Origin of the sequence: Alcanivorax nanhaiticus, assembly GCF_000756665.1 — a bacterium.
In the GTDB taxonomy this organism is placed as follows: Bacteria; Pseudomonadota; Gammaproteobacteria; order Pseudomonadales; family Alcanivoracaceae; genus Alcanivorax; species Alcanivorax nanhaiticus.
Window position 1 is genome coordinate 113,089 of the sequence record NZ_ARXV01000001.1, and the last position, 11,480, is coordinate 124,568.

13 protein-coding genes are annotated in these 11,480 nt (G+C 56.8%); 11 read left to right on the forward strand and 2 right to left on the reverse strand.

Translation table 11 applies throughout. The features are described 5' to 3' along the window. Positions 1-93 precede the first annotated feature (93 nt). The 4 genes from purM to Y5S_RS00520 are packed head-to-tail and all read left to right on the forward strand — an operon-like array spanning position 94 to position 3,351. On the forward strand, positions 94-1,137 hold the full coding sequence (purM, locus tag Y5S_RS00505; RefSeq protein WP_035229323.1) for a phosphoribosylformylglycinamidine cyclo-ligase: 1,044 nt from the start codon (positions 94-96) through the stop codon (positions 1,135-1,137). A 60-nt stretch (positions 1,138-1,197) separates the two neighbouring features. Then, positions 1,198-1,857: a phosphoribosylglycinamide formyltransferase gene (gene purN / locus Y5S_RS00510; RefSeq protein ID WP_035229325.1), complete on the forward strand. Its 660-nt coding sequence runs from the start codon at positions 1,198-1,200 to the stop codon at positions 1,855-1,857. Continuing rightward, positions 1,817-2,542, forward strand: coding sequence for a DUF3108 domain-containing protein (locus Y5S_RS00515; protein WP_035229327.1), 726 nt, complete (start codon positions 1,817-1,819; stop codon positions 2,540-2,542). The genes purN and Y5S_RS00515 overlap by 41 nt, the downstream gene beginning before the upstream one ends. Before the next feature lie 2 nt (positions 2,543-2,544). Then, entirely contained in the window at positions 2,545-3,351 is an 807-nt protein-coding gene (locus Y5S_RS00520; protein ID WP_231552593.1) for a DUF3108 domain-containing protein, read from the forward strand. Here the strand turns inward: Y5S_RS00520 and dcd are convergent. Both dcd and apbC read right to left on the reverse strand, forming a co-directional pair. Then, positions 3,332-3,901 carry a dCTP deaminase gene (gene dcd, locus Y5S_RS00525; protein WP_035229329.1) on the reverse strand — a complete coding sequence of 190 codons (570 nt, stop codon included), beginning with the start codon at positions 3,899-3,901 and terminating at the stop codon, positions 3,332-3,334. The two genes, Y5S_RS00520 and dcd, sit on opposite strands and share 20 nt — an antisense overlap. A 244-nt stretch (positions 3,902-4,145) precedes the next feature. Next, positions 4,146-5,231, reverse strand: a complete 1,086-nt coding sequence (gene apbC / locus Y5S_RS00530) for an iron-sulfur cluster carrier protein ApbC (protein ID WP_035229331.1) — start codon at positions 5,229-5,231, stop codon at positions 4,146-4,148. Between the two features lie 184 nt (positions 5,232-5,415). On the opposite strand from apbC, the gene Y5S_RS00535 reads away from it, so the two are divergent. The 7 genes from Y5S_RS00535 (at position 5,416) to Y5S_RS00565 (ending at position 11,405) form a co-directional block, all read left to right on the forward strand. Next, entirely contained in the window at positions 5,416-6,108 is a 693-nt protein-coding gene (locus Y5S_RS00535) for an SIMPL domain-containing protein (protein WP_035229332.1), read from the forward strand. Between the two features lie 7 nt (positions 6,109-6,115). Beyond that, on the forward strand, positions 6,116-7,141 hold the full coding sequence (locus Y5S_RS00540; RefSeq protein ID WP_035229335.1) for an AraC family transcriptional regulator: 1,026 nt from the start codon (positions 6,116-6,118) through the stop codon (positions 7,139-7,141). Positions 7,142-7,407: 266 nt separating this feature from the next. Beyond that, a complete protein-coding gene (locus tag Y5S_RS00545; protein ID WP_035229336.1) occupies positions 7,408-8,370 on the forward strand; it encodes a hypothetical protein in 963 nt (320 codons plus the stop codon). Positions 8,371-8,372: 2 nt separating this feature from the next. Continuing rightward, entirely contained in the window at positions 8,373-8,930 is a 558-nt protein-coding gene (locus tag Y5S_RS00550; protein ID WP_035229338.1) for a GTP-binding protein, read from the forward strand. Continuing rightward, positions 8,927-9,334, forward strand: coding sequence for a roadblock/LC7 domain-containing protein (locus tag Y5S_RS00555; protein ID WP_035229340.1), 408 nt, complete (start codon positions 8,927-8,929; stop codon positions 9,332-9,334). The genes Y5S_RS00550 and Y5S_RS00555 overlap by 4 nt, the downstream gene beginning before the upstream one ends. A 64-nt stretch (positions 9,335-9,398) precedes the next feature. Further along, positions 9,399-9,758: a hypothetical protein gene (locus Y5S_RS00560; protein ID WP_035229342.1), complete on the forward strand. Its 360-nt coding sequence runs from the start codon at positions 9,399-9,401 to the stop codon at positions 9,756-9,758. A 189-nt stretch (positions 9,759-9,947) separates the two neighbouring features. Continuing rightward, a complete protein-coding gene (locus tag Y5S_RS00565; protein ID WP_035229344.1) occupies positions 9,948-11,405 on the forward strand; it encodes a DUF3336 domain-containing protein in 1,458 nt (485 codons plus the stop codon). Positions 11,406-11,480 lie beyond the last annotated feature (75 nt).

Consider the following 11,480-nt stretch of genomic DNA (forward strand, 5'->3'; position numbering starts at 1 on the left):
AAGCGCATTCTCTACGCTCTCCCGGCCACTCAGCGGTGGAAAGATCCGCCCCGGACTCTTAAAATACGCGCCTTCATCAACCCGGAGCCCCCCATGACCGAACAGAAACGGCCACTGACCTACCGTGACGCTGGCGTCGACATTGATGCCGGAAACGAGCTGGTAAAGCGTATTGCCCCTGTGGCCAAGCGCACCCGTCGCCCCGAGGTCCTGGGTGGCCTGGGTGGTTTTGGTGCGCTCTGTGAGCTGCCTTCGCGCTACAAAAACCCGGTATTGGTAGCCGGTACTGATGGCGTAGGCACCAAGTTGCGGCTGGCCATCGATACTGGCCGACACGACAAAGTCGGTATTGATCTGGTTGCCATGTGCGTGAACGACCTGATCGTAGGTGGTGCCGAGCCCCTGTTCTTCCTGGATTACTACGCCACCGGCAAGCTGGACGTGGAAACCGCCACCAGCGTAGTCACCGGTGTCGGCGAAGGCTGTGAAATGGCAGGCTGTGCATTGATCGGTGGTGAAACCGCCGAAATGCCCGGCATGTACGAAGGTGAAGATTACGATCTTGCCGGCTTCTGCGTCGGCGTGGTGGAAAAAGACGGCGTTCTTGATGGCAGCAAGGTACAGGCTGGCGACAAGCTGATCGCACTGGCATCCAGCGGCCCTCACTCCAATGGCTATTCCCTGGTACGCCGCATCATGGCCCAGGCGGATACAGACATTGAACTGGACGGCAAACCCCTGATGGAGCACCTGCTGGCCCCTACCCGCATTTATGTGAAGCCGCTGCTCAAGCTGATCGAACAGGTGGAAGTGCACGCGCTGGCCCACATTACTGGCGGCGGCCTGCCAGAGAACCTGCCCCGGGTCATGCCGGACAACACCCAGGCGGTGATCGACACCAACAGCTGGGAATTCCCGGCCGTATTCCAGTGGCTGCAGCAGGAAGGCCAGGTACCCAGCTTTGAAATGTACCGCACCTTCAACTGTGGCGTAGGCATGGTGATCGTGGTTCCCGCAGACCAGGTAGATGCCACTTTGGCGCTAATGGAAGCCGAAGGTGAGAACGCGTTCCTGATGGGTGAAATCCGTGAGGGTCAAGGCGAGCCTGAAGTTGTACTGGAAGGCCTGAAAGACTGATCCACGCGGGGCTGCCACGCAGGTGGCAGCCTTCCTCCCCTACCCCCGGATACAGGTTTCATGAGCGAAAGCACCATCTCGCCCCATCGTCTGGCCGTGCTGATCAGTGGATCAGGCACCAATCTCCAGGCCATTCTGGACGCTATTGCCAGTGGTTCCCTACAGGCGCAGGTTGCCGTTGTCCTTTCCAACAAGGCCGATGCCGGCGGACTGGAGCGAGCCCGTCAGGCAGGGATTCCTACCGAGGTACTGGATCATCGACAGTTCGACAGCCGCGAAGCCTTTGACCAGGCCATGATCGACGCGCTCACCCCGTATCAGCCTGAAACGGTGGTATTGGCAGGCTTTATGCGCATCCTTTCCCCGGTTTTTGTTCGTCACTACACCGGCCAATTGATCAACATTCACCCCTCCCTGCTGCCCAAATACCGTGGACTGCACACCCACGCACGGGCGTTGGAAGCTGGCGACAGCGAACATGGCTGTTCTATCCACTTTGTCACCGAAGAACTGGATGGCGGCCCTCTGATCGCCCAGGCACGCCTGGAAATTGTTGCGAACGATAATCCAGATTCCCTGTCCAACCGTGTACAAATACGAGAACACCAGCTGTATCCGCTGGTGCTGCAGTGGCGCGCGGAACAGCGCCTGACGCTGGACGAACAGGGAGTCAAACTGGATGGGGAAGCGCTTCCGGAACAGGGCTATCAAGTCCCTTAGCATTCTTTTCTTGCTGGTGCCCATGGCCTTGGCATCGACCGCCATGGCCCAGCCGCCTGTCACACCGTTTTCTCTCGACTACCGCCTCAAGAGTGATGGCATCCCGTTTTCTATCACCGCCACCCGCAGCCTGCAAAAGGTGCGGGGAGATCTGTGGAAAATGGAGGTCAGCGCCAAGAACTGGCTGGGAGAAATCCGGGAAACCGCCCTGTTCAACTGGCAATCCTGTACCCCGCAAAGCAGCTACTACGGTTATATGCGCAAAGGGTTGGGGCGACTCAAGGAAGCCACATTGCATCTGGACCGGGAAACCGGCATCGCCGCCAGTGAGCGCACCGGCAAAGCCATGCGTAGCTATCCCATTTCCGATAGCGCCACCGATGAACTGTCCGTCAGCCTGGCCCTGCAATGTGCTCTGGAACAGGGCAAGAAAGACATTGAGCTGGACGTAGCAGACGAAAAATCACTGGAGACCCAGCGTTTCCGGGTGGTCGGGGAAGAAACCCTGAAAATCGACGGAGAACGGCTGACCACCGTCAAGGTTCAACGTATCCGGGGCGCCAACAGTGCTCGACAAACTTTCATGTGGTTTGCACCGAAACATCATTATCTTCTGGTACAGTTGCTGCAAAAGAACAACGACGGTGAGCATGTCATGACACTGCAATCTCTGAAGGGGCAATAATCGTGCGCCAACTGCTTCTTTGCTTCTCACTGCTTTTCAGTCAACTCGCCATGGCTGACACCCTGGCTCCGTTTGCCGCCGAGTTTCGCATCTACGTAAACAAACTGCCCACCCCGGTAAAGGCCGACCTGGTTCTTGAGCCCGCCGAAGGGGAAGACAGCTACCACATGCTTCTCAAGGCAAAATCCTTTCTGCTCACCAATACCGAAGAGAGTTTCTTTGAGTGGCGGGATTGCCAACCTCGCACCAGCCGCTACTTGCACGAGTTTGAAGGCTTCGGCAAACACCGCTATCACCGCATGAATTTCCAGTGGGCACCACCTCGTGTTCACAATGTCTCCGAAGACGACAAAGAGAGCCTGGATATTCCCGACAATACGCTGGATGAGCTCACCATCCTGCTGCGCGGACGCTGTGTATTTGCCAGCGGTGACAAGGCTTACTCGGTAACCAGCGTCTATGGTGACAAGCTGCGCACGCACCGTTTTGAGGTGATCGACAGGGAAACTATTGATACCCCGGTGGGCGAGCTGGATACCCTGCTGGTAGAGAAAAAGCGGGAAGGAGACAGCAAGAAAAAACGGCGCACCCTGTTCTGGGTAGCGCCGTCTCTGGACTACATGGTGGTCAAGGCAAAGCACATTGAAAGCACTTTCCTCAAAGCCGAACTGATCATGATTGACTATTCAGGCCCGGCTCTGGATGCAAAGCCGGAAAGCCAGTCAGCCGACAGCCAATCCTCCAGCTCCACCACGGATAATGCCAACGCCGGCCATCAGGCCGGCACCATCATGCCCGAGGCAGGGTAACCCCGCGCTGTCCCTGATATTTGCCGCCCCGGTCACCATAGGAGGTTTCGCACACCTCGTCGGATTCGAAGAACAGCATCTGCGCCACACCTTCGTTGGCGTAGATTTTCGCTGGCAAGGTAGTCGTGTTTGAAAATTCCAGGGTCACATGCCCTTCCCACTCCGGCTCCAGCGGCGTCACATTGACGATAATCCCGCAACGGGCATAGGTAGATTTACCCAGGCACACCGTCAACACGTTCCGCGGAATGCGGAAGTACTCAACAGTGCGCGCCAGTGCGAAGGAATTCGGAGGGATGATGCAGTACTCCCCCTTGATGTCCACGAAACTGCGCTCGTCGAAGTGCTTGGGATCCACCGTGGCAGAATGAATGTTGGTGAACACCTTGAACTCATCCGCACAACGCACATCGTAGCCGTAGCTGGACACCCCGTAGGAAATCAGCTTGTTGCCCTCGGCATCCGCACGCACCTGCTCGGCCTGAAACGGCTCGATCATGCCATGTTCATTCGCCATGCGGGTAATCCAGCGATCTGATTTGATACTCATTCCTGCCTCTCGATTCCGAAATGTGGGGCCTGTAACGCCAAGCGCTAAATGGTATAGGGGCGGGATGCCAGATGCCAGAGACACAGGTACAAGTTACAAGTCACAACTTTCAACGCATGAAAGGTCACGATCAGATTCACAGGCAAAAGTCAGCGCCCGAGCTTTTTCGCGTTCGCAGCCTCTCAAATCCGCACAACCTCACTCGCGTTGCAACTTGAAACTTGTAACTTGTAACTTGCCCTCCTCAGTGCTGTGTCACCTTCGGAAACGCCCGCTTGCCCTTGCCGGTCAGCGACAATCTTGCCGCCATGCGTCGCGCCGCCTGACGATACAGCGCCGCTTCCTCACTGTCCGGACAAGCTGCCACGACGGGCTTGCCGCTATCCGCCTGTTCACGAATTTTCAAGGACAACGGCAGGGCAGCCAGCACCTCGGTGTCATAATCCTCGGCCATACGTTGGCCACCGCCCTGACCGAACACATGTTCCTGGTGGCCACAGTTACTGCAGATATGCACCGCCATGTTTTCCACGATACCCAGCACCTTGATATCCACCTTGCGGAACATTTCCACCCCCTTGACCGCATCCAGCAATGCAATGTCCTGGGGAGTGGTAATGATGACTGCTCCGGCCACCGGAATCTTCTGCGCCAGCGTCAGCTGGATATCGCCGGTACCCGGGGGCAAATCCACTAGCAGATAATCCAGCTGCTGCCAGCGCGTCTGCTCCATCATCTGCACCAGCGCGCCACTGGCCTTGGGGCCGCGCCACACCACCGGGGTCTGCTGGGTGGTCAGATATCCCATGGACATGGTCTGCAAGCCATAGGCCTCAACCGGCACAAAGGTCTTGCCATCCAGGACTTGTGGTCGGGTCCCGTCAGGCTGCCCCAACATCAGCGGTTGGCTGGGCCCGAACACATCGGCATCCAGCAAGCCAACCCTGGCACCCTCCGCCTGCAACGCCAGCGCCAGATTCACGGCGGTGGTGGATTTGCCAACCCCACCCTTACCGGATGCGATGGCGATCACATTGGCCACCTGATCCAGTGCCGGCATGTCAGACTGGGTGCGATGCGGAACGACATGAGACTGCAGCGACAGGGAAAATTCATGGCCCTCAAGGCTTTCAGACATGTGCTCCTGAATTTGCGCTTGTAAAAGCGTTTCCACCCCCGTGCAGGGATAACCCAGTGTGATCGAGGCTGTTACGTTGTTCTCCGCCACTGACAAGCGGATATCTGCACCCGCCTGGTCCAGGCTGACACCCAGATCATCCGGCACAAAATGCCCCAGTTTTTCACGTAATGCCTGTTCAGAAACGGCCATGATTATTGCTCCCTCATCACTCGGCAGCGATGATAGGGATTAAACCTCCGCCAACCAAGGGGTCAGACCATTATCGGCCCGAACTGTGCCTCTTTTCGACTCAAGCAAGAGGTCAATGCTTGGCTATCTCTTCCAGAATTCGCACAATAGAGTCCAACCGGTATACAAAAAACAAGGAGATACCATGAAAGGCATTGCCTTCGTCTGCCTGACCGCACTCACCCCCTTTTTTCTAGCTGCCTGCGGCCAGTCATCTCTGCCCCTGGAAAGGGACAGCATCACCGTTTCCGGGCAAGGCGAGGTAACAGCAAGCCCCGACATCTTCTCTGTTCATGCTTCGGTTAACGCCGAAGGTAGCGATATCGATGCCATGAAATCCAGTGTCGATGAGCAAGTCGAAGCCATGCTGGAGCTAGCGGATGATCTGGATATCCCTGAATCACAAACTCGTGCCAGCGAATTTCGCGTTAACCCGGTATGGCAATATCAGCCGGAGCGAAAGTTGATCGGTCACCAGGTTTCCCGCTCGGTACAGTTCAAGGCCAATGGTCTTGATACCTATGCCGAACTGCTGGATGGGCTGGCGAAGCTGAATATCCGTGATATTCAGCCCGCCGGCAGCGAGGTCAGTAATGCGGATGCACTTGAATCTACCGCTCTCGCCAATGCGGTTGCAGATGCCAGGCAACGGGCCGAAGCCTTGGCTTCTGCTGCCGGACGAGATGTGGGCAAGGCGATCCGAATCGAGTCCCATTCCGTAAATGCGCCACGCCCAATGATGATGATGGCTCGCGGCAAGGAAGGTGCAGCAGACACCTATCGGGCAGGCGAAACCGACATTAGCGCTCAGGTTCAAATCACTTTCGAACTGGAATAAATCCACGATGAGCGATTTGGGTGAAATCAGCAGCGCAGCCTTGCAGCAGTATCTGGCCCATGCCGAAAAGCTGGGGCTGGATACCGGTGCTGCGCTAGCCGATGCCGGAATCCAGGCTGAACAAGCTTTACGCCCGGAAGCCCGCGTAGATGGCCATGACTTCCAGCGCCTGTTGCAACACCTGATCGAGGCTTCAGGCGATCCACTTTTCGGCTTGCACACCTCAGCATTCATCCAGCCCGGTTCGTACCATGTCATGGGATACATCTCCATGAGTGTGCAAACCCTTCATGAAGCCCTACTGAAGGTCACCCTGTACGAACGTCTGGTTGGGGACATGGGCACCACCGATATCAATCTGGAAAGTGATCAGGCCCAAATTCGCTGGCACTGTCGCTATCCGGACCAGCCAGTGCGCCGCCATTTAATCGATAACGTGCTCAGTTCCTGGTTCTGCTACGCGCGCTGGCTCACAGGTAACGATAATCTGGCCCCAACCGAGGTTCTCCTGGAACACCCCGAACCACCCGCTGAACAAATCGCCGAGTATGAGCGTGTCTTCGATTGCCCGGTACGTTTCGGACAACCCCACTCGGCGCTGGCAGGCCCTCCAGAGCTCCTGATGCTCCCCATCCGACAGCCAGACCCCCTACTGCTATCCACGTTGGAAGCCCATGCCATCACGCAGCTGGCGCAGCTTGGCATTGAAACCAGTCTCAGCCAACGGGTTCGCCAGTGCATCAAAGATGCCATCGGCCATACCCTGCCCCGCAAGGAAGCGGTTGCCGAGCGCCTGGGCATGAACATTCGCACCCTGCACCGCCACTTGGCAGATGAAGGACAGAGCTGGCAAAAGCTGCTCGATGAAATTCGCCTGGATCAAGCCAAACAGCTGCTGCGCAACACAGACCAGGCGCAAACCTGCATTGCCGATGCGCTAGGCTACTCCGACATTCGCTCTTTCCAGCGCAGCTTCAAGCGTCATACAGGACAGACGCCCGGACAGTACCGTAAAGCCAATCAATCCGTGTAAGACATTTCTTACACGGCAACAAGACCTTTTCCTACCCGGATATGCAGCCATTCGCACACCCGTACCACTTGCTTTCCGCATGGATGATTTTTCAGCTACTTTTCTGAGCCGTTCATCGCCATCCCTTTGCCAACCCGATCACTTAATCCCTACAAAGAAGGAAAGCCATTTCACGCAATCGTCACCACAGTGAGTTTCGAGGTTGCAGAAGATGGCAAATCACGGCGTCTTCCCAGCCGGAAGCGCGGACCGCACGGAGAGCGGCGATGGAGAACAGAAAACTGGCATTTGTTGGATTGGAGGCCGATACCACCAGCGCCTGCCTGTCCATGCTGAAGATCATGAATGGTCGCTCCAGCGTTGAGTGGATGCAGGCAGAGCCTGAAGATGCCGACGTGCTCATGGTGGCGAACGAAGACAGTGCAGCCTGCCAGCAATGGCAGGAGAGCAACAAACCCTGCATCGTCATTTACCACAACAACGAGCAAAAGCCCTCCGCGCCCTACACGCTTTCCCACCCCTTCCGGGTCATGCAGCTCATCAATATTCTAGAGGATGTTTCTGCCACACTGGGTGGCAGCCAGCAAGATTCTGCCAAAGTGGCGCCTTCTGAAACCCCGGTTCCCAACCCGGCCACCGCAGGCCAGGAAAACGATTTCAGTGCATCGCTTTATCAAGCCGTCACAGGAAAAAACAAGGAAGCCCTGTATCAGGCACAAAGCGCCAAAGGCTCCCTGTTCGTCTCTCCCTCTGCAGGGGCTTACTTCATTCAGGAACCCCTCTTCAATGAGGTACGCCACAAGACCGTGGCGCTCTCGGCCCTGAAACCTGCCGCGAACACCGATCTGAGCGCCTACATCCGCCGCCCCATCGCGGAGCTTGCCTGGATGACTGCTCAGCTGGCCAGCACGTTGCCGGAGTGGCTCCCCAAAGATGGCAACTTCCGTTTGAAACGCTGGCCCAATGTCCGGTCTGCCAAGAACAACCGGGCCTACTTGTCCATGAGCGCCTTGATGACCAAGCAACCCTGCCGTCGTGAGCAACTGGCTGCCCACGCCGGGTGCGAGCAACAACAGGTAGACCGCTTTTTGTCTGCCTGTGCCATGAGCGATCTGCTGGTGTGCGAAGCGGGAACGGCAGCCCCCACCCGCTCCCCCATGTCCGATGAGCCGCGCCGGTTGGGATCCTTCATTCAGGGATTGAGACACCGCCTTGGACTGAGTAGCTAACCATGAATGCAGTAGCCAACAACGAATTCAAGATTCTCTTCACCGGCCCCATGGGTGCTGGCAAGACCACAGCGATCTCCGCTATCAGCGATCATGAAGCCGTTTCTACCGATGTCATCAATACCGACCTGGCCCAGTGCAACAAGGAGCTAACCACCGCCGCTCTGGATTACGGCCAGATTGTTCTGCCCGATAACAGTTGCGTTCGTCTGTATGGTACTCCCGGCCAAGAGCGTTTCCGTTTCATGTGGCCCATTCTTCTAAACAACGCTGCCGGCGTGATCGTGCTGCTCAACGGCGAACACCCCGAGCTGCTTGATCATCTGGAGCACTATGTCGATGCCTTTGGCTCCGGAAAAGTACCGATGGTCATCGGTGTGGGACGCCTGCCAGCCGACGATCATTCCCGACTGGAGTCACTGGCAATGCGCCTTGAAAAGCGCGGCATAGCCTTACCGATTTTTGATGCAGATGTCCGCCAACAGGACGATGTACTGCTGTTGGTGGACACCCTGCTTTGCCTGATTGAAGCCGATGATTGCAGGAGCATGGAAGCATGAATGCACAGTCCCCTCTGGGTAAGGTTGGCACCTCTATTGCCACCAAGCAGCTGGAAAAGTTCGGGCAGGAAACCAAGGGGGTCACCTCCGCCGTCCTGCTCACCAACGATGGCTTTCAGGTCGCCTCACTGCACCTGAATGATGAGAGCGCCAGCAAATTGGCAGCCATGGGCAGCTCCCTTGCGGCCATTGGCCAGGCCATCGCCAGAGAAGCCAGCCTCAAGGAATGCAGCCGAATGGTAGTGGAATCCGAATCCGGGGTAGTGACGGTCATGGAAGTGCCCGACGTCTCTCCCCCTATGTCCCTGGCCGTCATCGCCAACGACAAGACGGTCCTTGGACAGCTGCTATGGGCTTCGAAAGAATGCTGTCGCAGCCTCGCCACGCAACTGAAAAGAAAGTGATCACCACCGATGCCTGTGAGCATTAAAACAATACACCCTCAAGGAAGTGAGCAAGGAGAACAACATGGCTAACGTTAAAGAAAGTCTTTCCGCACTGTTGCAGCCCGATGGCGCAATGTGCACAGCCATTGTGGATGCCAACAGCGGCATGGTACTTGGCCAGGAAGGCACCGGTCTGGATCTGGAACTGGCAGCGGCGGGTAACACCGAAGTGGTACGGGCAAAGATGAAGACCATGAAATCGCTGGGCCTGAATGATGCCATCGAAGACATTCTCATCACGCTGGGCACCCAGTACCACATCATCCGGCCCGTGGCCGCCCATAGCGGCCTGTTTATCTACTTGGTGCTCGACAAAGGCAAGTCCAACCTGGCGCTGGCACGCCGTGCCTGCCAGGAAGTAGAGTCCAACCTGGCTGTCTGAACCAATACATCTGAACAAGGCCCTGGGGCAGCATCCTGCTGCCCCTACTCTCCTCCTCCAGCCCCTGTTCCACCGTTGCTCTTAACCGCAACTCTTTACCTTTTGTCTGACAATTGCTTCTGTCTCAGTCCTTTTCATGGCTATACTGCCATCACCCAATGACAATAATGAATCTGACGGAGACACGTCATGAAAGGCACGCTCAAGCAACTGGAACGGGCCATTGAGCACGCTCAGACTTACAGTGAGTGGTATGAGGCCAGTCAGGAACACGACCGTTTGTCCGGCGCGGATGAATGGAAGGAAATCGATCGCTCCCCCCACTATGACTATGAGCTGATCCGCAATCGCCTGTGGCAGATTCGCCAGGCCCGTGAACGTGGCGACGTGAACAAGCTTGTTTTCCACCTCCATGAAGGCCTGCATGGCAATCTCGGCAATATCTCTAACCCGCACCTCTATCAGAACAGCCGTGTGGGCACCAAGCACCTGATCGAGAATTACCTCACCGAGGTGACCACCGCACTGAATTACCTGTGCGACACCAACTTCAAGGAATTCGGGCTCAAGGAAAAGCTCGATTTCTTCGAAAACACCGGCCAGGCCTTTGGCCAGAGCTGCCTGATGCTGTCCGGTGGCGCGGCGCTCGGCCTGTTCCATATCGGCGTAGCCCGCTGTCTCTGGGAACAGGATCTCCTGCCAACCATCATTTCCGGCTCCAGTGCCGGCAGTATTATTGCATCGGTGGTGGGCACCCATAACGATGAAGAGCTCAAGCTCAAGCTGGAGCCGGAAAACATCTATCTGGAAGCCTTCAAGGTGCTGGGCTGGAAAGGCCTGATTCGCGGCACACCGGTGCTGGATGGCGATCATCTGGAAGCCTGTCTGGAAGAAAACATTGCCGACATGACCTTTGAAGAGGCCTACCGGCACACCGGGCGGGAAATCAACATCACCGTCAGCCCCTACGACCGCAACCAGCATGCCCGCCTGCTGAACTGGCGCACCTCTCCGAACGTCCTGATTCGCAAGGCTTCATTGGCCTCCTGCGCCATCCCGGGCATTTATCCTCCGGTCTCCCTGTGGGCCAAAAACATGGACGGCGAACGCGTCCCCTACATTCCGGGTCGCAAGTTCGTGGATGGCTCCATCGTGGACGATCTGCCCATCCGCCGCCTGTCCCGCCTGTACGGCGTCAACCACTCCATTGTCAGCCAGACCAATCCCCATGTGGTGCCGTTCCTGTCCCGCAGCGATACCGGCAACTCACTCAGCGTCATGGGTGACTGGGCACTGCGTAATGCATCCATGAATATTCGCTATGCTCTCAAGCTGGTTCAGCGCCGTGTCGCCTCCAACGATGTGGGCCTGATGATCGACAAGGCCAAGAGCATGGTGACGCAGAAATACATCGGCGATATCAACATGATCCCGCCACGCCAGCCGCTGAATGCTCTGAAAGTGCTCAGCAACCCCACCCTGCAGGATGTCCGCAACTACATCCGCAAGGGGGAGCAGGCAACCTGGCCGAAAGTGGAAATGGTGGCCAATACCACCATGATCAGCCGAACCTTCCGCGACTGCCGCGCACGCCTGGATCGCATCGAAGAACGCATGCTGGACCAAGTGCCGATGTCCGTGGTGTAAACGGACGCCAAAGGCTCAGGCACCACCCCGCAGGGCGGAAATTGGCGAAAGCCAATCTCCGCCTTTTTCTTGTCT

What these genes read in the sequence shown, in the direction of transcription:
- Y5S_RS00540 (WP_035229335.1), top strand. Translation starts at nt 6,116, where the DNA reads ATGAGCGATTTGGGTGAAATCAGCAGCGCAGCCTTGCAGCAGTATCTG.
- dcd (WP_035229329.1), bottom strand. Translation starts at nt 3,901, where the DNA reads ATGAGTATCAAATCAGATCGCTGGATTACCCGCATGGCGAATGAACAT.
- Y5S_RS00535 (WP_035229332.1), top strand. Translation starts at nt 5,416, where the DNA reads ATGAAAGGCATTGCCTTCGTCTGCCTGACCGCACTCACCCCCTTTTTT.
- Y5S_RS00555 (WP_035229340.1), top strand. Translation starts at nt 8,927, where the DNA reads ATGAATGCACAGTCCCCTCTGGGTAAGGTTGGCACCTCTATTGCCACC.
- Y5S_RS00560 (WP_035229342.1), top strand. Translation starts at nt 9,399, where the DNA reads ATGGCTAACGTTAAAGAAAGTCTTTCCGCACTGTTGCAGCCCGATGGC.
- apbC (WP_035229331.1), bottom strand. Translation starts at nt 5,231, where the DNA reads ATGGCCGTTTCTGAACAGGCATTACGTGAAAAACTGGGGCATTTTGTG.
- purN (WP_035229325.1), top strand. Translation starts at nt 1,198, where the DNA reads ATGAGCGAAAGCACCATCTCGCCCCATCGTCTGGCCGTGCTGATCAGT.
- Y5S_RS00565 (WP_035229344.1), top strand. Translation starts at nt 9,948, where the DNA reads ATGAAAGGCACGCTCAAGCAACTGGAACGGGCCATTGAGCACGCTCAG.
- purM (WP_035229323.1), top strand. Translation starts at nt 94, where the DNA reads ATGACCGAACAGAAACGGCCACTGACCTACCGTGACGCTGGCGTCGAC.
- Y5S_RS00550 (WP_035229338.1), top strand. Translation starts at nt 8,373, where the DNA reads ATGAATGCAGTAGCCAACAACGAATTCAAGATTCTCTTCACCGGCCCC.
- Y5S_RS00545 (WP_035229336.1), top strand. Translation starts at nt 7,408, where the DNA reads ATGGAGAACAGAAAACTGGCATTTGTTGGATTGGAGGCCGATACCACC.
- Y5S_RS00515 (WP_035229327.1), top strand. Translation starts at nt 1,817, where the DNA reads ATGGGGAAGCGCTTCCGGAACAGGGCTATCAAGTCCCTTAGCATTCTT.